The 21,895-nt window shown below is 26.7% G+C and carries 24 protein-coding genes; 21 read left to right on the plus strand and 3 right to left on the minus strand.

Annotated features, from left to right (window positions below):
- Positions 1–68: 68 nt before the first annotated feature.
- Positions 69–632: a hypothetical protein gene (locus I4V51_RS08040; RefSeq protein WP_195987816.1), complete on the plus strand. Its 564-nt coding sequence runs from the start codon at positions 69–71 to the stop codon at positions 630–632.
- 49 nt (positions 633–681) lie between these two features.
- Positions 682–1,215, plus strand: coding sequence for a signal peptidase I (gene lepB / locus I4V51_RS08045; protein ID WP_195987818.1), 534 nt, complete (start codon positions 682–684; stop codon positions 1,213–1,215).
- A gap of 41 nt (positions 1,216–1,256) precedes the next feature.
- Here the strand turns inward: lepB and I4V51_RS08050 are convergent, their stop codons facing one another.
- Positions 1,257–1,691, minus strand: a complete 435-nt coding sequence (locus I4V51_RS08050; protein ID WP_195987820.1) for a MarR family winged helix-turn-helix transcriptional regulator — start codon at positions 1,689–1,691, stop codon at positions 1,257–1,259.
- 100 nt (positions 1,692–1,791) lie between these two features.
- On the opposite strand from I4V51_RS08050, the gene I4V51_RS08055 reads away from it, so the two are divergent.
- The 3 genes from I4V51_RS08055 to I4V51_RS08065 all read left to right on the plus strand — a co-directional run bounded on the left by I4V51_RS08055 (position 1,792) and on the right by I4V51_RS08065 (position 4,595).
- Entirely contained in the window at positions 1,792–3,189 is a 1,398-nt protein-coding gene (locus I4V51_RS08055; RefSeq protein WP_195987822.1) for an MATE family efflux transporter, read from the plus strand.
- Between the two features lie 123 nt (positions 3,190–3,312).
- Entirely contained in the window at positions 3,313–3,966 is a 654-nt protein-coding gene (locus I4V51_RS08060) for a Bax inhibitor-1 family protein (RefSeq protein WP_195987824.1), read from the plus strand.
- Between the two features lie 113 nt (positions 3,967–4,079).
- The gene (locus I4V51_RS08065; protein ID WP_195987826.1) at positions 4,080–4,595 is read left to right on the plus strand and encodes a GrpB family protein; all 516 of its coding nucleotides are present in this window, start codon (positions 4,080–4,082) and stop codon (positions 4,593–4,595) included.
- Positions 4,596–4,674: 79 nt separating this feature from the next.
- Here the strand turns inward: I4V51_RS08065 and greA are convergent, their stop codons facing one another.
- Positions 4,675–5,139 carry a transcription elongation factor GreA gene (gene greA, locus I4V51_RS08070; protein ID WP_195987827.1) on the minus strand — a complete coding sequence of 155 codons (465 nt, stop codon included), beginning with the start codon at positions 5,137–5,139 and terminating at the stop codon, positions 4,675–4,677.
- 300 nt (positions 5,140–5,439) lie between these two features.
- Here greA and I4V51_RS08075 point away from each other — a divergent pair, with 300 nt between their 5' ends.
- From I4V51_RS08075 to htpG, 15 genes are all read left to right on the plus strand, one after another.
- On the plus strand, positions 5,440–5,961 hold the full coding sequence (locus tag I4V51_RS08075) for a CarD family transcriptional regulator (protein WP_195987829.1): 522 nt from the start codon (positions 5,440–5,442) through the stop codon (positions 5,959–5,961).
- A 552-nt stretch (positions 5,962–6,513) separates the two neighbouring features.
- Complete coding sequence (locus tag I4V51_RS08080; protein WP_195987831.1) at positions 6,514–7,491, plus strand: beta-ketoacyl-ACP synthase III; 978 nt, start codon at positions 6,514–6,516, stop codon at positions 7,489–7,491.
- Positions 7,492–7,577: 86 nt separating this feature from the next.
- Positions 7,578–7,805, plus strand: coding sequence for an acyl carrier protein (gene acpP, locus I4V51_RS08085; RefSeq protein WP_195987833.1), 228 nt, complete (start codon positions 7,578–7,580; stop codon positions 7,803–7,805).
- A gap of 16 nt (positions 7,806–7,821) precedes the next feature.
- Complete coding sequence (gene fabK / locus I4V51_RS08090; RefSeq protein ID WP_195987840.1) at positions 7,822–8,748, plus strand: enoyl-[acyl-carrier-protein] reductase FabK; 927 nt, start codon at positions 7,822–7,824, stop codon at positions 8,746–8,748.
- A gap of 19 nt (positions 8,749–8,767) precedes the next feature.
- On the plus strand, positions 8,768–9,721 hold the full coding sequence (fabD, locus tag I4V51_RS08095; RefSeq protein ID WP_195988035.1) for an ACP S-malonyltransferase: 954 nt from the start codon (positions 8,768–8,770) through the stop codon (positions 9,719–9,721).
- Complete coding sequence (fabG, locus tag I4V51_RS08100) at positions 9,715–10,458, plus strand: 3-oxoacyl-[acyl-carrier-protein] reductase (RefSeq protein ID WP_195987842.1); 744 nt, start codon at positions 9,715–9,717, stop codon at positions 10,456–10,458. Before fabD ends, fabG begins: the two co-directional genes overlap by 7 nt.
- 13 nt (positions 10,459–10,471) lie before the next feature.
- The gene (gene fabF / locus I4V51_RS08105; protein ID WP_195987844.1) at positions 10,472–11,707 is read left to right on the plus strand and encodes a beta-ketoacyl-ACP synthase II; all 1,236 of its coding nucleotides are present in this window, start codon (positions 10,472–10,474) and stop codon (positions 11,705–11,707) included.
- Positions 11,708–11,712: 5 nt separating this feature from the next.
- Positions 11,713–12,189, plus strand: coding sequence for an acetyl-CoA carboxylase biotin carboxyl carrier protein (gene accB, locus I4V51_RS08110; protein ID WP_243281452.1), 477 nt, complete (start codon positions 11,713–11,715; stop codon positions 12,187–12,189).
- A gap of 97 nt (positions 12,190–12,286) precedes the next feature.
- A complete protein-coding gene (gene fabZ / locus I4V51_RS08115) occupies positions 12,287–12,703 on the plus strand; it encodes a 3-hydroxyacyl-ACP dehydratase FabZ (protein ID WP_195987847.1) in 417 nt (138 codons plus the stop codon).
- Positions 12,704–12,720: 17 nt separating this feature from the next.
- Positions 12,721–14,064: an acetyl-CoA carboxylase biotin carboxylase subunit gene (locus tag I4V51_RS08120; protein ID WP_195987848.1), complete on the plus strand. Its 1,344-nt coding sequence runs from the start codon at positions 12,721–12,723 to the stop codon at positions 14,062–14,064.
- A gap of 12 nt (positions 14,065–14,076) precedes the next feature.
- On the plus strand, positions 14,077–14,946 hold the full coding sequence (gene accD, locus I4V51_RS08125; RefSeq protein ID WP_195987849.1) for an acetyl-CoA carboxylase, carboxyltransferase subunit beta: 870 nt from the start codon (positions 14,077–14,079) through the stop codon (positions 14,944–14,946).
- Positions 14,930–15,730, plus strand: coding sequence for an acetyl-CoA carboxylase carboxyltransferase subunit alpha (locus I4V51_RS08130; protein WP_347708650.1), 801 nt, complete (start codon positions 14,930–14,932; stop codon positions 15,728–15,730). Before accD ends, I4V51_RS08130 begins: the two co-directional genes overlap by 17 nt.
- 261 nt (positions 15,731–15,991) lie before the next feature.
- Positions 15,992–16,660, plus strand: a complete 669-nt coding sequence (locus I4V51_RS08135) for a biosynthetic peptidoglycan transglycosylase (RefSeq protein ID WP_243281453.1) — start codon at positions 15,992–15,994, stop codon at positions 16,658–16,660.
- 159 nt (positions 16,661–16,819) lie between these two features.
- On the plus strand, positions 16,820–18,169 hold the full coding sequence (locus I4V51_RS08140; RefSeq protein WP_195987851.1) for an alpha-amylase family glycosyl hydrolase: 1,350 nt from the start codon (positions 16,820–16,822) through the stop codon (positions 18,167–18,169).
- 679 nt (positions 18,170–18,848) lie between these two features.
- Positions 18,849–20,729: a molecular chaperone HtpG gene (gene htpG, locus I4V51_RS08145; RefSeq protein WP_195987852.1), complete on the plus strand. Its 1,881-nt coding sequence runs from the start codon at positions 18,849–18,851 to the stop codon at positions 20,727–20,729.
- 104 nt (positions 20,730–20,833) lie between these two features.
- Here htpG and I4V51_RS08150 read toward each other — a convergent pair whose 3' ends face one another.
- The gene (locus I4V51_RS08150) at positions 20,834–21,136 is read right to left on the minus strand and encodes a hypothetical protein (RefSeq protein WP_195987853.1); all 303 of its coding nucleotides are present in this window, start codon (positions 21,134–21,136) and stop codon (positions 20,834–20,836) included.
- Positions 21,137–21,365: 229 nt separating this feature from the next.
- Between I4V51_RS08150 and I4V51_RS08155 the strand changes: the two genes are divergently transcribed.
- On the plus strand, positions 21,366–21,893 hold the full coding sequence (locus I4V51_RS08155; protein ID WP_195987854.1) for a hypothetical protein: 528 nt from the start codon (positions 21,366–21,368) through the stop codon (positions 21,891–21,893).
- Positions 21,894–21,895: the final 2 nt, after the last annotated feature.

The raw sequence follows: 21,895 nt of genomic DNA on the forward strand, positions 1-21,895 counted from the left end.
AATTAAATTATACATAATGAAATAAAATATAATTTAATTATCTTCTTAATAATAAATGGAGGAAACCTATGAAAAGAATTATATTAGTAATTTCCATTATTTTATTAAATTTACTTTTTATAAGCTGTATGGAAAGTAAAATTTATTTAAATAGAAATGATGAGGAATTAAAAGATATTAATAAAGAGGAATTAGAAAATATAGTCAATGAATATAGTCTTTCAGTTATAGATGAAATTTATGTTGCAGATACAAAAATTGTAGGATTTTCAACTGATTCCACTCAAGGAGTTTTTGTATATGAAAAAGATAATGAAGGAAAATATCAATTAAATCAGGCAAATAAATTAGACATTTCTAAAGATGGATTAGGTGTTTCTAATTACAGAATAATTTATGAAAATTATAATGATATATCTAATGCAAAATATGGTTATGTTATAATTTCTAACGGTAAAAAGGTTTCGAAGGTTGAAATCACAATAAACAATATTTATAAATATACTGCTGACTTAGAACTTGGAAAAGAATCTATGGTTTTAATAAAAGAAAATTTAACCCCTGAAGAAAGTTCTGGAATTCGTTTAGATGTTAAATATTTTGATGATAATAATAACGAACTATTTCAATAAATAATTTTATTTATTGGACAATCTATAATGGTAATAATGGGAGAGTATTATGACAGAGGTAGCGAAGAAAAAAAATTTTTTATTGAAAGTTTTTTATGATTGGATTATACCAATTATTTGTGCGATTTTTATAGCGATATTAATAAATAAATTTCTAATATTTCAAATTCAAATTCCTAGTGAATCAATGCTTCCGACTCTAGAAGTAGGCGATAGATTATTTGCTAATAGAATCTATAAAGAAGAAAGTTTAAATAGAGGAGATTTAATAATTTTTTATTCTGATGAAAAAAAAGAATTAATGATAAAAAGATTAATAGGCCTACCTAATGATAATATTGTAATAGATAATGGTGTATTAAGTATAAATGGTGAAGTTTTAACTGAAGATTATATCCAAAATCAAGATTATTTTACTGGATCTTATACTGTACCTGCTGAAAAATATTTTTTTTTAGGAGATAATAGGGGGAATTCCTTTGATTCTAGATATTGGGTAAATAAATATATAGACTTTAATGATATAAAAGGAAAGGCATTTATTAAGGTATTTCCTTTTGATGAATTTGGTTTTGTAAATTAAATAAGAAAGAGAGCATTTGTTAACAAATGCTCTCTTTCTTATTATTTTGTAGCATTTTCTGAAAAACATTGTATCACTTCAAGATATTTTTCTATATCTTTTTTTGCTATTCCCTCTGTAATTTTACTTACAAATTTATTTTGCATATTATATAACTCTTTTATTATAGGTTTAGCTTCTTCAGTAAGCTTTAAGTGTTGGCATCTTCTATCACTTTTATCAATATCAATTTTTATAAATCCTTTTTCTAAGAGTGGTTCTACAGCTTTTGAAACATACGCTTTTGAAAACCCTTTTAATTTAACTATGTCTTTAGCTGTATCGCATGTTGGATTATTATTAAGAAAGGCTAAAACATCAGCTTCTGGTTTTGTAATTCCACATTCAGCCGCAACTTTTACCGATAAATTATAATATAAATCATTTATATTCTTAATAGAATATAGTATTTTAGTAATATCAAAATTGTTTTTCATTATTATCCTCCATATATAGTTGACACATAAACTGTTTCCTTGTAAACTATTTTATAGAAATTATTATTATTTGTCAATTTTATTAAAGGAGAAAGATATTATGCAACATAATCAAACTGAAGAATTAGGAAGTTGCAGTGTAGGAAAACTACTTTTTAAATTAGCAGTTCCTGCAATTGCAGCACAAATTATTAACTTATTGTACAATTTAGTAGACCGTATGTATATTGGCCATATTGAAAATGTTGGTAAATTAGCCCTTACAGGGGTAGGAGTATGTTTACCTCTTATTATGCTTATTTCAGCCTTTGCTGCTCTTGTAAGTATGGGTGCTGCTCCAAGGGCTTCAATTTTTTTAGGAAAAGGTGAGAAGGATAATGCAGAAAAAACTTTAGGAAATTCATTTTCATTATTAATAATTTTATCACTTATTATTACAGTTATTTTTTCTTTATTTTCAAAGGACTTACTTTTAATATTTGGAGCAAGTGAAAATACAATAGAATTTGCAGTAAGTTATATGAAAATATATAGCCTTGGAACAATATTTGTTCAATTAACTCTTGGACTTAATGCATTTATTAGTGCACAAGGATTTGCAAAAACTAGTATGATGACAGTTTTAATAGGAGCAATATTTAATATTATACTTGATCCTATATTTATTTTTGGATTCAATATGGGAGTATCTGGTGCTGCATTAGCAACAATAATTTCTCAATCATTATCTATGATTTGGATATTATTCTTCTTAACTGGCAAAAAAACAACATTAAAATTAAGAAAGAAAAATTTACGTTTATCTAAGGATATAATACTTCCTTCTATATTATTAGGACTAGCACCATTTATAATGCAATCTACAGAAAGTTTAATAGCGGTTTGTTTTAACTCATCACTATTAAAATATGGGGGGGATGTTGCAGTTGGAGCAATGACAATTCTTACAAGTGTAATGCAATTCTCAATGCTTCCTCTTACTGGATTAACACAAGGTGGTCAACCAATTATAAGTTATAATTATGGTGCTAAAAATGCTGAGCGTGTTAAAAAGGCATTTAAAATACTACTTATATCATGTGTAGTATATTCATTTGTTCTATGGGGACTAGCAATGATAACACCTAGAAGTTTCGTTCTTATATTTAATAATGATCCAGAGCTTGTTGAGTTTACAAGTCATGCCTTAAGAATATATATGGCTGTTTCTTGTGTGTTTGGTATACAAATTGCTTGTCAACAATCATTTATTGCATTGGGAAATGCAAAAACATCATTATTCTTAGCTTTATTAAGAAAAATATTATTATTAGTTCCTTTAATTTATATTATGCCACTATTTATGACTGATAAAACAACTGCTGTATTTATGGCAGAACCTGTAGCTGATATATTAGCTGTTTCTACAACTGCTATATTATTCTTTATTCAATTCAAAAAGGCTATGAAGGAAATATCAGAACCCCTTGAGTTAAAAACTAAAAGTAATTTATCTTAGAATCTTAAATGCACCTATAAAATAGGTGCATTTTTCAAAATTGACAGAAAATTAACAGAAGATATATTATTATTTAATATTATATGGATATAATAAAAATGGAAGGTAGTAGGAGGTTGTGAAATGAAAAGTATAGTTAAGAGTAATTATCTAGAAATATTAAAAACATTTTTTATAGCTTTATTATTTCTAGCATTAGGAGCATTCATAGGTGTTAATTTTATCCCAGCAAGTTTTAGGTATTTTTTAAACATAGCATTTTTTATATTAGTTTTAATATCGGCTTTTAGTAGACGTGGTGGATTTGTTAGAAATAAAACTAGTATGAATATATATGCTTTTATTTTAGGAATACTTACAGGTTCAACTTATATATATTATTTTTATAATTTAGGAACTGCCACATTTATTTCTGTAATAATTGGAGTAATTTTAATATTTGGTATCTCTTATTTAGTTGCTTCAAATCAAAGTGAGGAAAATATATTCAAATTAGGTCCAATTGTAACAATAGGTATTCTAGTTTTATTAGTTTTAGAATTTATAAATATATTTTTCTTCAAATTTGGAACATATGATTTAATTATTTCAGTTATTGGAATTGCTATATATTCTATTTACGCTTTGATAATTATTAAATCTGTTCAAAATAGATGTAAGTATGGCCTTTTATCAGAAGAAGAAATAGTAAATCTTTCATTTTCTATATTTATAAGCTTCTTAAATCTATTAGTTGATTTATTACGATTTGTTTCAATTTTAAAAGATGATAATTAAATAATAATAAGTAATGTAAGATAATAAAATAAGCTATATAAATTTGAATATGTTATTATAAAATGAAATATAAATAATATATAAACCACTTAATAATTTATATAGGAGGAAAAATGAAGACTAGTGAAGTTGTAGTTTTACCTTATGATAAAAATTGGGAATTAGAGTTTGAAAAAATAAAGGATGAATTAATAAAATCATTAGATGATGTTATTATTGGCATTGAACATGTTGGAGGTACATCTGTTAAAGGATTAGTAGGTAATCCTATAATTGATATAGATATTATTATTCCAACTTATAATTGTTTTAATATTGTTATAAAAAGATTAGATAAAATTGGGTATACATATAAAGGTTCATTGAAACTTAAAGAAATTGAAGCATTTAAGTATATTGGTACTCAAAACTTCATGACGCATAACTTATATGTTTATACTCGAAAATCAAAAGAATTAAAGAAACAGATCTTATTAAGAAATTACTTAAATAGTAATAAAGAAGCTGCTGAAAATTATAGTAAAGTTAAAATTAAAGCTTCTAAATTATTTCCTAATGATATAAATAAATATATAGAATATAAAAACTTATTTATATCCGAACTATGTAAAGAAATAAACTTACTATAACTCTAAATATTTATAATAAATTAAAAACTGCTATATGAGATTCACATTTTATATAGCAGTTTTTTTAAGTATTTCTTTTTTAAAATATTTCTAATATCTCCACAGAATAATTATCACCTGGTGCTTCAACTTCAACTATATCTCCAACTCTTTTACCCGACAACGCTTTTCCAAGTTCTGACTCAATACTTATTAACATCTCTTCTGGTTTAGCATCTAATGTAGTTACTAAAGTTATAGTATCCTCAAAATCATCATCTATAAATTTAATTTTAGCTTTTGTATTTATCCCTAAAGTTGATTTGTCTATGTTTTCATCATCAATAACTGTAGCAGTAGTTATAAGAGTTAATAGATGCTGAATTCTATTGTCGTTTTCCCTATACTCTTCACAAGCAGCTTTATATTCAGCATTTTCAGACCTATCTCCATGTGCTGCTGCAATTAATTTTTCTTTAGCTATTTCTGCTCTTCTTACTGTCATTCTATAATCTAGCTCTTCTTGTAGTTTTTTAATATTTGATTCTGTTAATATCTTATTCATAAAATAAAAATCTCTCCTAAAGTATATTATGATACTATTATAAAGATTTATTGATGAAAAATAAAGATATCATTAAATATAAAATTACTTATTATTTAACTATGTATATTAAAAGTAGTAATTAATTTAAATTACAATCATTTGAAAAAAATTTTTTTTAACGGTATAATAATGGTAGAAAAATAATATTGAATTTATTCAATATATAAATTATTTAACATACAACGTGTAGTTTGTCGATATACAACGTAAGTCCAGTTGTCGATAAATTGCATGTTTTTTTTATTAAGGAGGAATATGATGTTTTCAAAAAATGACTATATTATTTATGGAACAACAGGCGTATGCAAAATAACTGATATAGTGAAAAAGAAGTTTAATACTAATATAGAAAGAGAGTATTACGTTCTTAAACCTGCTTATGATCCTAATTCAACTATTTATGCTCCTATTGATAATCCTATGATTAATACAAGAAAAATTATGACTGTAAAAGACGTATATGAATTAATAAAATCAATGCCTGATAATGAGACTATATGGATTGATGATATAAATCTCCGTAAGGAAAAATATACTGATATTTTGAAAAAGGGAGATACTGTAGCATTAGTGAAATTAATAAAAACTTTATATCTTGAGAAAGAAAAGAAAAAAAATGAAGGTAAAAAACTTTATGTAGGTGATGAGAAAATAATGTCTGAAGCTAAAAGATTATTACACGAAGAATTTGCATTAGTACTTAATATTAATGTAGATGAAGTACTCCCATTTATCTTAGGTGAATTAGAACCATCAGAAAAACCAACACTTAACTTATAAATATAAGGAAAATAGAATTCTAAAATATTAGAATTCTATTTTCTTTACTAACTATTTAATTCAATATACTAACTCCGACGCCCCTTATATTATTAGTAGCTTTTCTATTTTTCAATTCTGAAAATCATTTTCTTAAATGAAATATTTTGATATTTAAAATATATTTTTAAAATGTAATATATACTTCTAGGAAGGCAATATTATAAAAAAAGATTGACAAAATCCCAAAGTAGTCTTATTATAAAGATGTTTGATAATCAAAATTTTTGAAAGGGGAGTGGATAATTTTAGAAGTTTAGTCGCTATTTGAATTATTTTATATTAATTTAACTTTAAAATTATATTTTTATTTTGGAATTATTTTTTTTATTTATAAAATTATAAACAAACTCTATTTAATAAATTGTATATTTTATTAGATTAAATATATTAATAACTTATTATTTATTATGAGATTAACTAAAGAGAAATATTAAAAGATTTAATATTTCAAATTTTTAATAGTATTATTTGATTATCAAATAATTATATTTTAAAAACAAAGGTGTTAAAATGAATGTAGTAAAAATAGTAGGCGTTGGACATTACTGTCCAGAAAATGCTGTAAGTAATGATCAATTATCTAATTTAGTTGATACATCACATGAATGGATAGTAAAAAGAACAGGAATATGTGAAAGAAAAATTTCAACTGGTGAAAACACAGTGGATTTAGCTGTTAAAGCATCAATTAATGCAATGAAAATGGCAAATTGCACTCCAGAAGATATAGATTTAATTGTAGTTGCCACAACTTCACCTGATAGAATTATGCCTTCTACTGCATGTAGTGTCCAAAGCGTATTAGGATGTAATAATGCAGCTGCATTTGATGTAAGTGCTGCTTGCTCTGGATTTTTATATGCATCTATAATTGCTAACTCTTTAATTAAAAATGGAGAAGGGAGCAAAGCTTTAGTTATCGGTAGTGAAGTTCTTTCAAGAATAATAGATTGGAATGATAGAAATACTTGTGTATTATTCGGTGATGGTGCAGGTGCAGCTATTCTTGAAGCTAGTTCAGACAATAGTAGAATCATAAGTACTTACTTTGGTTCAGATGGAAAAACAGGTGCTAAAGCATTAACTGCTAATCAATTTACAATTAATACACCATTTGCAGAAAATTCTCTTAAAAGAGAGGAACACATACAAATGGATGGTAGAGAGGTTTTTAAATTTGCTATATCTATAATCCCTAAAGTAGTAAATAAGCTATTAGAAAATTCTGGGGAAGATATATCAAATATTAAATATATAATTCCACATCAAGCAAATCTAAGAATAATAGACGATGCTGCTAAAAAGTTAAATATAAGCAAGGACAAGTTCTATGTGAATCTAGAATCATATGGAAATACTTCAGCAGCTAGTGTACCTATTGCCTTTAGTGAAATTGTAGAAAAAAATTTAATAAAAAAAGGTGATAAAATTATTTTAGTTGCTTTTGGTGGTGGCCTAACCTGGGCTGGAATACTACTTGAATGGTAGTATCTTATAAAAATTAAGAGAAAAAATTGAATTTAAACGTAAAAAAAATAGAAATAACGTTGGTTAAAATTTAGGAGGAAATTAAAATGATATTTGAAAAAATTAAAGAAATAGTAGTAGATCAATTAGGGGTTAATGAAGAAGATGTTACTTTAGAAACAAGATTTATAGAAGACTTAGAAGCAGATTCATTAGATTTATTCCAAGTTATAATGGAGCTTGAAGATGCTTTTGATGTAAAAGTTGAGGAAGTTGAAAATATAAAAACAGTTTCAGATGCTGTAAACTACATTGAAAAAGCAACAGCAAAATAGTATTGGAGGTAAATGTATGAAAAAGGATATATGCAGTATTTTAGGTATTAAGTATCCTATTTTTCAAGGCGGAATGGCTTGGGTTTCAGAGAGTACTTTAGTTGCAGCTGTATCTAATGCAGGTGGACTTGGAATTATTGCAGGGGCTAATGCTCCTGCTAGCTATATAAGAGAACAAATTAGAAAAACAAAAGAACTTACTGATAAGCCTTTTGGACTTAATATAATGCTTTTATCAGAAAATGCTGATGAATTAGCAGATATGGCAATTGAAGAAGGTGTAAAGGTAATTACTACTGGAGCTGGTAACCCAGGGAAATACATGGAAAAATGGAAAAAGGCTGGTATTACAGTGATTCCTGTAGTAGCATCTGTAGCTTTAGCTAAAAGAATGGAAAGATGTGGGGCAGATGCAGTAATAGCTGAAGGATGTGAGTCTGGTGGTCATGTTGGTAAGCTAACTACAATGGCATTATTACCTCAAGTTGTTGACGCTGTAAATATACCTGTTATAGGTGCAGGTGGAATAGGTGATGGTAGAGGGATTGCCGCTGCATTTGTCCTTGGAGCAAGTGGTGTTCAAGTTGGAACAAGGTTTTTAGCATCTGAAGAGTGTCAAATACATGATAATTATAAAAATGCTGTTATAAAATCAAAGGATATTGATACGGTTGTTACAGGAAGATGTACTGGACACCCTGTACAGGTATTAAAAAATAAACTTGCAAAAGAATACTTAAAGCTTGAAAATAGTAATGCATCTCTTGAAACACTTGAAGAATTAGGTAAGGGTGCTTTAAAGAAAGCTGTTGTTGATGGTGATGTTGATAATGGCTCGCTTATGGCAGGGCAAATCTCTGGAATGGTAAAGAAAATTCAAAGTGTTAAAAATATAATTGAAGAAATGTTTAATGAATACGAAGAAATTAAAAGAAATCTATAAGTAATAGATTAATGGAGGAATTATGAAGGTAGCTTTTATTTTTTCAGGTCAAGGTTCACAATATATAGGGATGGGAAAGGAATTATATAATAATATTCCTAACTGTCAAAAAATATATGATAAAGCTAATGAAGTTTTAGGATTTGATTTGAAAGAATTAATATTTAACGGTGATAAAGAAGATTTAAATATTACTGAAAACACACAACCAGCAATACTAACTACTTCAATAGCTATTTTGGAAGCTATAAAAGAAAAGGGGATTAAAGCAGATATTGTTGCTGGGCTAAGTTTAGGTGAATATTCTGCTCTTGTTGCTAGTGAAGCCTTAGATTTTGAAACTGCAGTTTCTTTAGTTAAAAAGAGAGGCCGTTTCATGCAAGAGGCAGTACCTCAAGGTATAGGTTCAATGGCTGCTGTTATTGGATTAGACGAAAGTAAAATAAAAAAGGTATTAAAGGTTGCTAGTGAAAAAGGTATAGTTGAGATAGCCAACTATAATACTAATAATCAAATAGTAATAGGTGGCGAATGTGCTGCTGTAGAATTAGCTACTGACTTATTGAAAGAATGCGGTGCTAGAAGAGTTATTCCTTTAAAGGTATCAGGACCATTCCATACTTCATTATTAAATGAAGCATCTATTAAATTAGAAAATGAATTTAAAAATATAGAATTTAATGATCCAAAGATAAAAACAATAACAAATGTAACAGCTGATTTTATTAATGATAAAACAGAAATCAAACCTTTATTAATTAATCAAGTTAAATCATCTGTAAGATGGAGTGAAACAATTGAAAAAATGATTGATGAGGGTATTGATACATTTATTGAAATAGGACCTTTAAAAACTTTAAGTAGTTTTGTTCGTGAAATAAGTAAAGAAAAGAAAACTGATGTAAAAATCTTCAATGTAGAAGATTTAAAATCACTTAATAAGACACTAGAAGGGATGGAAGCTATATGTTAAAAGGTAAAAATGTAATAGTGACTGGTGCTACTAGAGGAATCGGTAGAGAAATTGCATTAACTTTAGCACAAAATGGAGCTAATATAGCTATTAATTATAGAAACTTAAATAGTGAAGTAGAAAATTTATTAAATGAAATTAAAAGCTTTGGTGTAGATGCATTTGCAATAAAATGTGATGTTAGTATTACTAATGAAGTTGATAATTTTATAAAAGAAGTAAAAGCTCACTATAATACAATAGATGTTTTAATTAATAATGCTGGAATAACTAAGGATGGATTAATACTTAGAATGAAAGAGGAGGATTTTGATGATGTTTTAGATGTTAATTTAAAAGGAACATTTAATACTACAAAATCAGTTTCTTCTATTATGGTTAGACAAAAATATGGAAAAATAATTAATATTTCTTCTGTAGTTGGTATAGCTGGTAATGCAGGTCAATGTAATTATGCGGCATCAAAAGCTGGTGTTATTGGATTTTCTAAATCAGTAGCTAGAGAACTTTCTTCAAGAAATATAAATGTTAATGTAGTAGCTCCAGGATATATAAATACTGATATGACTAAAAATCTACCTGATAAGGTTAAAGAAGAAATAATTAAAAGTATACCTATGAAAAAAATAGGTGATCCAAAAGAAGTTGCTAATTTAGTATTGTTCTTATCATCAAATTTATCAGACTATATAACAGGTCAAGTTATAAATGTTGATGGTGGAATGGTAATGGCATAAAGGAGGCATTAAATTGAAAAGAAGAGTGGTAATCACTGGACTTGGAGCAATAACTCCAATTGGTCATAATGTAGATAGTTTTTGGAACGGTATTAAAGAAAACAAGAATGGGATAGATGAAATATCTTTATTTAATGCCGAAAATTTTAAAGTGAAAATGGCTGCTGAGGTTAAAGATTTTGACCCTAGCAACTTTATAGATAAAAAAGAATCAAAAAGAATGGATAGATATACTCAATTTGCTGTTATTTCAGCAGATGAAGCTATTAAAGATAGTAAACTTGATTTAAATACAATAAACAAAGAAAGAATTGGAGTAATGTTTGGTTCTGGTATTGGTGGCCTTTGTACAATTGAAAGCCAAATAAGAACTTTAGTAGCTAAGGGACCTAACAGAGTATCACCACTTACTATACCAATGGCTATTTCAAATATTGCTTCAGGTACTATTGCAATAAAGCATGGAATTTTAGGAAGCACATTAAGCTTAACTTCTGCTTGTGCTACTTCAACTCATTGTATTGGTGAGGCTTATAGAAGTATTAAAGATGGGTATCTTGATATTATTGTAGCTGGTGGTGCTGAAGCTTCTATATGTGAGTTTGGAATTGCAGGTTTCCAATCACTTACTGCATTAAGTAGAAGTGAAGATAGAAATAGGGCATCAATTCCATTTGATAAAGATAGAAATGGATTTGTAATGGGGGAAGGTGCTGGAGCATTAATATTAGAAGATCTAGATAGTGCACTAAAAAGAGGCGCTAAAATATATGCAGAAATAGTTGGCTATGGTTCAACTTGTGATGCTTATCATATAACATCACCTTGTTTAGATGGCGATGGTGCATATAGATCTATGAGAGATGCATTAATTGATGCTGATATAAGCAGTGATAAAATATCTTATATTAATGCACATGGTACATCTACAGAAATAAATGATAAGGTTGAAACTTTAGCTATAAAAAAAGCTTTAGGCGATAATTATATGAACTCATATGTTAGTTCTACAAAATCAATGACTGGTCATTTATTAGGTGCTGCTGGAGCTATTGAAGCTATTGTTTCTATAAAAGCTATAGAAGATAATTTTGTTCCAGCCACAATTAATTATGTAAATAAAGATGAAGAGTGTGATCTAAATCTTGTTGTGAATGAAGGAAAAGAAACTGATGTAGAATACACAATGTCAAACTCTTTAGGATTTGGTGGACATAACGGAACTCTTATATTTAAAAAATGGAGGTAGTTAAAATGTTAGACTATAACCAAATAAAAGAGCTTATTAAAGAGATAGACTCATCTTCACTAAGAGTCTTTGAACTAGAAAACAATGATATAAAATTAAAACTAAGTAAAAATGAAGAAAATTATTTATATAAAGAAAATGATATTAATATAAATAAAACTGAAAACTCAAAAACATTTATAAAATCATCTGAATCTTTGAGTGAAGAAACTTTAGTTGAAAAAGAAGAAGTAATAGAAGAAGACTTAGCTATAGTTAAATCACCATTAGTTGGAACTTATTATTCATCTTCAACTCCAGGGGGAGCTCCATATGTTGAAATTGGATCAAAGGTTAAAAAAGGTGATGTATTATGTATAGTAGAAGCTATGAAGATAATGAATGAAATCACATCTGAAGTTGATGGTGAAATTGTTGAAGCTTTAAGAAATGATGAAGAAATTGTTGAGTTTGGAATGGAATTATTTAAGATTCGTTCGTAATAATAAATAAACTTATAGGTATTAGTGGTGGTGAAAATTTAATAAATAATTTTTACTGCCACTTATTAAAATATCTATTATTTAAGGAGATTTTAAAATGGATATTAAGGAAATTATGAATATAATTCCTCATAGATATCCTTTTCTTTTAATAGATAAGGTTATAAAAATTGAGGAAAATAAAATAACTGCAATAAAAAATGTTACAGCAAATGAACATTACTTTCAAGGGCATTTTCCAACTGAACCTGTTATGCCAGGTGTATTAATAATTGAGTCATTAGCACAAGCTGGTGCTGTAGCTCTTTTAAGTAAGGATGAATTTAAAGGTAAGATAGCATATTTTGCAGGAATAAATAATGCTAAGTTTAGAAGAAAAGTTGTTCCTGGAGATACGTTAAGATTAGAAGTTGAACTTACTAAAATACGTGGCAAAGCTGGTGTTGGATATGGAATTGCTTACGTTGATGATAAGAAGGTTTGTGAAGGAGAATTAACCTTTATGGTAGGTTAATAAAGAAGAGGTGTTTTATGATTAGAAAAGTTTTAATAGCTAATAGAGGTGAAATTGCTGTAAGAATTATAAGGGCTTGTAGAGAGCTTGGATTAAAAACTGTTGCTATTTATTCGGAAGTTGATAAAGATGCTATGCATACAGAACTTGCAGATGAAGCTATTTGTGTTGGAACTTCAAAATCTAAAGATTCTTACCTAAATGAAAGTAATATCATAAGTGCAGCAGTAGTAACTGGGTGTAATGCAATTCATCCTGGATTTGGTTTTTTATCAGAAAAAGCTAGTTTTGCAAGTATGTGTGAAGAATGTAACATTAAGTTTATTGGACCAAGTAGTGATACTATAAATATTATGGGAAATAAGTCAGTTGCAAGAGAAATTATGAGAAATGCAAATGTGCCTATTATTCCTGGTAGTGATGGTCTTATTGAAAATATTGAAGATGCTAAAATAGAAGCTAAAAGAATTGGATATCCCGTAATGATTAAAGCCTCTTTAGGCGGTGGCGGTAAAGGTATAAGAATTGTTTCTAATGAAGATGAATTAGAAAATGCATTTTTTACAGCTAGATCTGAAGCTAAAAACAACTTTGGGGATGATTCAGTATATATGGAAAAGTTCATTGAAAATCCAAGACATATAGAATTTCAAATTTTAGGAGATACATTTGGTAATATAATTCATCTTGGTGAAAGAGATTGTACTATTCAAAGAAGAAATCAAAAAGTTCTTGAAGAAGCTCCATCTTATATTTTAAATAATGAGCTAAGAAAAAAAATGGGTAATGCAGCTATTAATGCAGCTAAAGCTGTTAATTATGTTAATGCTGGTACAATTGAGTTTTTAGTAGATAAACATGGTGATTTTTATTTTATGGAAATGAATACTAGAATTCAAGTAGAACATCCTGTAACAGAAATGATAACTTCTATTGATATAGTAAAAGAACAATTAAAAATTGCTAATGGAGATGAATTACAAATAACACAAGATGATATAAAAATAGAAGGTCATGCAATTGAATGTAGAATTAATGCTGAGAATCCAAGGAAATCATTTGCTCCTTGCCCTGGTAAAATTAGTTTTTTAAACATACCTGGTGGAAATGGTATTAGAGTTGATACAGCTGTTTATAACGGTTATACTATTCCTCCAACTTACGATTCCATGATTGCAAAACTCATTGCTCATGGAAAAACCAGAGAAGAAGCAATAAGTAAAATGTTACGTGCTTTAGATGAATTTATTATTGAAGGAATAGAAAATAATATTGAATTTCAAATAGATATTTTAAATAATGAAACATTCCGCTTAGGAACTTTTGATACAAGTTTTATAAGCAAAGAATACAATTTATAGGTAGGTGAAATTATGGGGATTTTTAAGAAAAAACAATACGGTGTCATAAACGTATCGCCTACTGATAGCAATGATATTCCAAGTGTTCCTGATGGGGCATGGGTAAAGTGTAATCACTGTGGAAAAATTTTATATAAGAAAAATTTAGATGAAAATTATAAAATGTGCCCTAATTGTAATTACTATTTTAGATTAGCAGCGCGTGAAAGAATAGAACTCATTTGTGATAAAAATACATTTATTGAATTTAATAAATGTCTAGAATCAAAAAACCCAATGAACTTTCCTGATTACGATAGCAAATTAAAAGTAAATAAGGAAAACTCTAATCTTAATGAAGCTGTTGTAACTGGAAAGTGTAATATAAATGGAAATGCATCAATTATTTGTATAATGGACTCAAGTTTTATGATGGGAAGTATGGGTACAGTTGTTGGTGAAAAAATTACATTTGCCATTGAAAAAGCAATAAGCGAAAATCTACCAATAATAATTTTTACGGCTTCAGGTGGTGCTAGAATGCAAGAAGGAATTCTTTCCTTAATGCAAATGGCAAAAATTAGTTCAGCACTTGCAAAACATAGTGAAAAAGGGCTACTTTATATAACTGTCTTAACCGATCCTACAACTGGTGGAGTCACTGCAAGTTTTGCAATGCTTGGAGATATAATTCTTGCCGAACCTAAAGCTTTAATAGGATTTGCCGGAAGAAGAGTAATTGAAGGGACAATTAAAGAAAAGTTACCAGATGACTTTCAAAGTGCAGAATTCTTATTAGAAAAAGGGTTTGTAGATAATATTGTGAAAAGAGAAGAATTAAAATCTACCTTATCTTTACTACTAGAGTTGCATAAACCTCAAGGAGGTGTATCAATTGACTAAAAAAATTAAAGCATGGGATAGACTGACCTTAGCTAGAATGGTAGAAAGACCCAATGCAGAAGATTATATAAATTTAATATTTGATAACTTTTTTGAATTGCATGGAGATAGAAACTATAGAGATGATAAATCTATCATTGGTGGAATAGGATTATTAAATGAGATTCCTGTAACTGTAGTAGGCATACAAAAAGGGAAAAATTTAAAAGAAAATATGGAAAGGAATTTTGGTTCTCCTTATCCAGAAGGCTATAGAAAATCTCTAAGATTAATGAAGCAAGCTGAAAAATTTAAAAGACCTATAATTTGCTTTATTAATACCTCAGGTGCTTATTGTGGAATTGAGGCTGAAGAACGGGGTCAAGGAGAAGCTATAGCCAGAAATTTAATGGAAATATCTCAAATTACTGTTCCTATTATCTCTATAATTATAGGAGAAGGTGGTAGTGGTGGTGCTATTGCATTAGCTTGTGGTGATAGAGTATGGGCTCTTGAAAATTCTGTCTATTCAATCTTATCACCAGAAGGATTTGCTTCTATACTATTAAAAGATGCCTCAAAAGCTCAAGAAGTTTCTGAAATAATGGGAATTACTTCTTATGATCTATTAGAAAAAGGAGTAATTGAAAAAATTATCAAAGAGCCTGCTGGAGGCGCTCAAAGTGATATTAATTTTGTTGCTACTGAAATTAAGGAAAGCTTAATAAAGGAATTAAATATTTTGAAAAATAAAACAGTACGAGAACTTTTAAATGAACGTTATTTACGTTATAGAAGTTTTTAATTAAAATAAAGGAGCAGGAAATAGTAAAACCTGCTCCTTTATTTAAGGTAATTATACAGAGGTATGTGTGTAGCTCAATACACAAAATGTATCTTACATTAATGATTATTGCCATTTTTTTAATTTTATACACAATAATACAATTAAAAAAATCCTTATATTACAAAATTGTAATTTAAATGTAATAGATTCTATAGATATACTTTTAAAATTTAATGTATAATATAACTATAATTAAGTTAAGGAAAAGGAACTATATCTATGTCAAAGAACGTTAAATTTAAATTACCTAAAATTATAATAGCTTTAACTATTATAATGTTTTTTAGCTTTATGTTAATAACATCTTATATTCATAAGTCAGTAATAGATGATGTTGAAATTGAGAATATAATAACTGAAATACAATCAAACTCTAATTATGTACAAGCTAAAGATATAAATAGAACATTTTTAAATGCAATTGTTGCAATTGAAGACCATCGTTTTTATGAACATGGAGCAATAGATTTAATCTCTATAGCTCGTGCAACACTTATTAATATGAAAAATAAGGAAATTCTAGAAGGTGGAAGTACAATAACCCAACAGTTAGTAAAAAACGTCTTCTTAGATATGAATCAAACTTTTGAAAGAAAAATAAATGAAATCTTTTTAGCCTTTGAACTAGAAAAACTATATTCTAAAGAAGAAATCTTAGAAGTATATGTTAATGTTGTTTATTATGGAGATGGTTTTACAGGAATAAAAGCTGCTTGTAATGGATATTTTGATAAACAACCAAATGATTTAACCGAAGATGAAGCAACTCTTTTAGCCGGCTTGCCACAAGCCCCAAGTTTATATGCGTTAAATAATAATTATGAAAGGGCACTTGAACGCCAACAAGAAGTTATAGAAGCATATAATAAATGGGGAGTTGCCTATTAAACTTTATATCACAAAAAATGTAAGCCTTTTGGATGAAATAATAAATTAAATCCAAAAGGCTTTATTTATAGGAGAATATTATGAGTTTTTTTATATTATATATTATATGGGAAATAGTTGTATTTATGATAAAAAGTAATTGTTTTAGGAGGGTATTAAATGTTAAATTCAATAAAAGATGCAGTATTTTATCACATTTATCCATTAGGTTTTTGCGGTGTTCTTAATAATAAAAAAGTGGTATCATCAAATGTGGGATTTAATAAATTTGATGATAAATGGATAAATCATTTAAAAAATATAGGCATAAATGCAATTTATTTTGGACCTATATTCCAATCAAGCTATCATGGTTATGATACAATAGATTATCTTAAGCTAGATGAGCGTTTAGGAACAAATAATGATTTTAAGGATATAGTATCTAAACTTCATGCTAATAATATAAAAGTTATTATTGATGGTGTTTTTAATCATGTCGGTAGAGAATTTTGGGCATTTTTAGATGTTAAAAATAACGGTAGTAACTCAAAGTATTCCTCTTGGTTTAATATTAATTTTAATGGAAATAGTAGTTATAATGATGGCTTTTACTATGAAGGTTGGGAAGGTCACTATGATTTAGTTAAGCTAAACTTATATAATAAAGCTGTAAAAGATTATTTACTTCAAGTTGTTGAAGAATGGATTGATTATTTTGATATTGATGGGATAAGGCTTGATGTTGCATATTTATTAGAAAAAGATTTTATTAAGCAGTTAAGGTTTATAACTAACAAGAAAAAAAACAACTTCTGGCTAATTGGTGAAATTATTCATGGTGATTATAACTCTATAGTTTCACCTGAAATGTTACATTCTGCAACAAATTATGAGTTATATAAAGGATTATATTCAGGACATAACGATAAAAATTATTTTGAAATAGCTTATTCACTTAATAGACAATTTGGAGAGTATGGTATATATAAAAATTTAACATTATATAACTTCGTGGATAATCATGATGTAAATAGAATAGCTACTATTGTAAATGATAAAAGATATTTAAATAATATATATACCTTGTTATTTACAATCCCAGGAATACCATCAATATATTATGGTAGTGAATGGGGGATAGAAGGTGATAGAAGTATTACTGATATTAATCTAAGGCCTCAACTTAATATAGATGAGTTTGATAAAAATGAAGATTCAAAACAACTTGAAAATTTTATTACTACTTTAATTTCTATAAGAAAAAATAATAAAGAACTTACTTATGGAGTATATAAAGAATTTATTGTTAAAAATAAGCAATTTGTTTTTGGTCGATATTTAAATGACAGTTGGATATTAATATTATTAAATCTTGATGATAAAGAAGAGTATATAGAACTTGATAATCCATTTAAAAATAAATTAGTTATAGATTTATTAGATGAAAATAATAAAGTTACAAGTCAAGGTAGCAGATTAAATATTAAAATTGATTCATTTAGTAGTAAGATATTAAAGGGAATTTAAATTCTAAAATAAAAATTAACTCTCATTAATATTTTGAAGAAAGAGAGTTAATTTTTATTTTTAAATCACAAATTATTTAAATGAATAATTATCTATAATAAAAATTAAAGATAAAGCAATAAATACAGATGTAACTGTAAATATTAATGGTCCTGCAATTGATGCAAACAAGTTTAATACATATTGTGGATAAGGATAGTAAATAAGTTTCCCTACTATTTTCCTTATAGATTTAATAAATAATATATTTATAATAGTATAAGTTACTTGTAATATAAATGCTTTCCTTGCATTAATTCTTACATTGTTACTTTCTATGCATAAGAAATAAACAATTAGCGGATATGCCCATATAATATAACTTGTATTAGGAAAATAAAGTAAACAAATAGGAAAAATATAAAGTGAAGTTACTATAGTTTTTTCGTTTATATTTTTATTTTCTCCATACCACCTTCCCGTAAAAATCCCTCCACATTATAAATAATATATAATAATATATTCGTTGTATTATTAAGCTAGAATTTTTATGAAACCATTAACAAAAGATTTGTTAAAAATTCTCATATTAAGATGTTGACATTAAAATATAAATGAGTAAAATTAATTATATAAGGTTAGCACTCATCTATATAGAGTGCTAACAACAAAATATAAATGTTATTAAGGAGAGAGTTTTATGGAAACAAAACAATTTAAAGCAGAATCTAAAAGACTATTAGATTTAATGATTAATTCAATTTACACACATAGAGAAATCTTTCTAAGAGAGCTTATCTCTAATGCTAGTGATGCTATTGATAAGATATATTATAAATCTTTAGGAGATGACACTATAAACTTTAATAAAGATGACTTTTTTATTAAGGTTTCTATAGATAAGGATAATAGAATAATTAAAATAAGTGATACTGGAATTGGAATGAATAAAGAGGAGTTAGATGATAACTTAGGAGTTATTGCTAAAAGTGGTTCTCTTCAATTTAAAAAAGAAAATGAAATTAAAGATGGTTGTGACATAATAGGTCAATTTGGTGTAGGATTTTATTCATCATTTTTAATAGCAGATAAAGTAACTGTAATCACTAAAGCTTTTGGAAATAATGAAGCTTATAAATGGGAATCTACTGGTGTTGAAGGTTATACAATAGAACCATGTACTAAAGATACAGTAGGTACTGATATTATATTACATGTAAAAGAAAATACAGATGATGAAAGTTTTGATGAGTATTTAAATGAATATAAAATAAAATCTTTAATCAAAAAATATTCAGACTTTATTAGATATCCAATTAAAATGGATATAACTGAAAGAAAGCTTAAAGAAGGAACTGAAAATGATTATGAAGACTACATAGAAGAAAAAGTAGTTAATAGTATGGTTCCTATTTGGAGAAAAAATAAAAATGAATTAACTATAGAAGATTATAATAATTTCTATAAAGAAAAGCATTATGGATTTGATAATCCTTTAAAACATATTCATTTAAGTGTTGATGGAACTGTAAGCTATAATGCAATATTATATATTCCTGAAAATATGCCTTATGATTTTTATACTAAAGAATATGAAAAGGGGTTAGAACTATATTCAAATGGTGTTATGATTATGAATAAATGTTCTGATCTTTTACCAGATTATTTTGGGTTTGTAAAAGGAATAGTTGATTCTGAAGATTTATCTTTAAATATTTCTAGAGAAATTCTTCAACATGATAGACAGTTAAGATTTATTGCTAAAAATATAAAAAATAAAATTAAAAGCGAATTAGAAAAAATGCTTAAAAATGAAAGAGAAAGTTATGAGAAATTCTATAAAGCATTTGGAAGAACTTTAAAATTCGGTGTATATGATAATTTTGGGGCTGAAAAAGAAGTTCTTCAAGATTTACTAATGTTCTATTCATCAAAAGAAAAGAAGATGGTTACATTAGATGAATATATTACAAGAATGAGCGAAGACCAAAAATATATTTACTATGCTGTTGGTGAATCTATTGAAAGAATTGAAAAAATGCCACAAACTGAGGTCTTATTAGATAAAGGATATGAAATTTTATATTTCACAGATGATATCGATGAATTTGCTATAAAGATGTTAATGAAATATAAAGAAAAAGAATTTAGATCAGTTTCTAGCAGTGATCTAGGCATAGAAAATAATGATGACGAGAATAAAGAAGAAGAAAATAATATAGAAAATAACTCATTATTTGATACTATGAAGGAAATATTAAATGGCAAAATAAGTGCTGTTAAAGCATCTAAGAAACTAAAAAATCATCCAGTTTGTTTATCAAATGAAGGTGAGCTTTCAATTGAAATGGAAAAGGTATTAAATTCAATGCCTAATAATCAAGATGTAAAAGCTCAAAAAGTCTTAGAAATTAATGTTCATCATGATATATTTAACTCATTAAAAGATGCATATGAGAATGATAAAGATAAATTAAACTTATATACTAATATTTTATATAATCAAGCATTATTAATAGAAGGTTTATCAATATCAGATCCTGTTGAATTTACTAATAATATTTGTAAACTAATGAAATAATTTTATATATAATTATAACAATATAAATAATGTAAAATCCCTAATATAAATGTAGAATATACATTTATATTAGGGATTACTTAATTTATACAAAGTTTTAATAATTATTCATATTTAAACTTTACAATAATCTCCTTAATTTCACCCTTTGAATTTTTTCTAATTGAAAAATTCTTAATATCCTTGAATTCATTTTCTAATTGGAATGAAAGCTCATTAATAGTTGCTTTACACTTCTTTGATAAATCGTTATCTTCTACAATAACAAATCTTGACTTTTTACAAGTTGTCTCATTTTGTAAATCATCTATTATTACATAATATTCAGAAGTTTCTTCAATTACATAATACTCCTTATTTACAGTTAAACTAGCACATAAATTATTATTTATACATCTTAAAATCATGGTAATTCCTCCCTACCCTTTTTCTTCATTATAAAACATAATTTAGAAAATTAAAATAGTAACTTTACATAAATTTAACGTGCTTTTTTAGTAAAAAAATCTATTATTTCATAAATATATTTTACAAAGATACCCCAAATCCTGTATAATCAACAGTGCTAAATAAATTTATTCATATTTTTTTAAATCTAAAGAAAAAACTTTTATCAATAATACTGGAGGGAAATACATGGAAATAAAGGATAGAGGATTAAATGAAAAAATTAATCAACTAAAAAAGGGTTTAGAAATAATTGGTGGAAAATCAGTTTTATTATGTGATGATAACAGTGAAATTCTGAATTATATTATAGAAAAAGCTTTTAATGATGGAATTGTTAAATTTAATATAAATAATACGGAGTATACTATTAATGAATTAATTAAATGTAAACAAGCTTATGAAATTCATTTTCTAAAAAACAAATTAACAACTCTTAATTCAATTGTATATAAAATAAAAAAATATGATACATCATTAGACTGTTTAATAAGAAAATATAAAAAGAGTAAATCATTAGAAGAGTATAATGAAATTACTAATAAAATTAAAAAGACGTATAGACTTGATATTAATAAAATAGTATTAAATAGTATCAATACTGAAATTTTAGATAAGTTAAGTTTAGAAGAGCAAGAAACTTTCTATGGTGAATACTTAACTCAAAAAAGAAAGCAAATAATTGATGGTGTTATTAGTAAAATGGGGATAGTTTAATA

Origin of the sequence: Clostridium sp. D53t1_180928_C8 (assembly GCF_015667795.1) — a bacterium.
Taxonomy (GTDB): Bacteria; Bacillota; Clostridia; order Clostridiales; family Clostridiaceae; genus Clostridium.

What these genes read in the sequence shown, in the direction of transcription:
- fabK (WP_195987840.1), top strand. Translation starts at nt 7,822, where the DNA reads ATGAAAAAGGATATATGCAGTATTTTAGGTATTAAGTATCCTATTTTT.
- I4V51_RS08060 (WP_195987824.1), top strand. Translation starts at nt 3,313, where the DNA reads ATGAAAAGTATAGTTAAGAGTAATTATCTAGAAATATTAAAAACATTT.
- lepB (WP_195987818.1), top strand. Translation starts at nt 682, where the DNA reads ATGACAGAGGTAGCGAAGAAAAAAAATTTTTTATTGAAAGTTTTTTAT.
- I4V51_RS08040 (WP_195987816.1), top strand. Translation starts at nt 69, where the DNA reads ATGAAAAGAATTATATTAGTAATTTCCATTATTTTATTAAATTTACTT.
- acpP (WP_195987833.1), top strand. Translation starts at nt 7,578, where the DNA reads ATGATATTTGAAAAAATTAAAGAAATAGTAGTAGATCAATTAGGGGTT.
- fabG (WP_195987842.1), top strand. Translation starts at nt 9,715, where the DNA reads ATGTTAAAAGGTAAAAATGTAATAGTGACTGGTGCTACTAGAGGAATC.
- I4V51_RS08120 (WP_195987848.1), top strand. Translation starts at nt 12,721, where the DNA reads ATGATTAGAAAAGTTTTAATAGCTAATAGAGGTGAAATTGCTGTAAGA.
- I4V51_RS08055 (WP_195987822.1), top strand. Translation starts at nt 1,792, where the DNA reads ATGCAACATAATCAAACTGAAGAATTAGGAAGTTGCAGTGTAGGAAAA.
- fabZ (WP_195987847.1), top strand. Translation starts at nt 12,287, where the DNA reads ATGGATATTAAGGAAATTATGAATATAATTCCTCATAGATATCCTTTT.
- I4V51_RS08075 (WP_195987829.1), top strand. Translation starts at nt 5,440, where the DNA reads ATGTTTTCAAAAAATGACTATATTATTTATGGAACAACAGGCGTATGC.
- I4V51_RS08065 (WP_195987826.1), top strand. Translation starts at nt 4,080, where the DNA reads ATGAAGACTAGTGAAGTTGTAGTTTTACCTTATGATAAAAATTGGGAA.
- accD (WP_195987849.1), top strand. Translation starts at nt 14,077, where the DNA reads ATGGGGATTTTTAAGAAAAAACAATACGGTGTCATAAACGTATCGCCT.
- I4V51_RS08150 (WP_195987853.1), bottom strand. Translation starts at nt 21,136, where the DNA reads ATGATTTTAAGATGTATAAATAATAATTTATGTGCTAGTTTAACTGTA.
- I4V51_RS08050 (WP_195987820.1), bottom strand. Translation starts at nt 1,691, where the DNA reads ATGAAAAACAATTTTGATATTACTAAAATACTATATTCTATTAAGAAT.
- I4V51_RS08080 (WP_195987831.1), top strand. Translation starts at nt 6,514, where the DNA reads ATGAATGTAGTAAAAATAGTAGGCGTTGGACATTACTGTCCAGAAAAT.
- I4V51_RS08155 (WP_195987854.1), top strand. Translation starts at nt 21,366, where the DNA reads ATGGAAATAAAGGATAGAGGATTAAATGAAAAAATTAATCAACTAAAA.
- I4V51_RS08140 (WP_195987851.1), top strand. Translation starts at nt 16,820, where the DNA reads ATGTTAAATTCAATAAAAGATGCAGTATTTTATCACATTTATCCATTA.
- accB (WP_243281452.1), top strand. Translation starts at nt 11,713, where the DNA reads ATGTTAGACTATAACCAAATAAAAGAGCTTATTAAAGAGATAGACTCA.
- greA (WP_195987827.1), bottom strand. Translation starts at nt 5,139, where the DNA reads ATGAATAAGATATTAACAGAATCAAATATTAAAAAACTACAAGAAGAG.
- I4V51_RS08135 (WP_243281453.1), top strand. Translation starts at nt 15,992, where the DNA reads ATGTCAAAGAACGTTAAATTTAAATTACCTAAAATTATAATAGCTTTA.
- htpG (WP_195987852.1), top strand. Translation starts at nt 18,849, where the DNA reads ATGGAAACAAAACAATTTAAAGCAGAATCTAAAAGACTATTAGATTTA.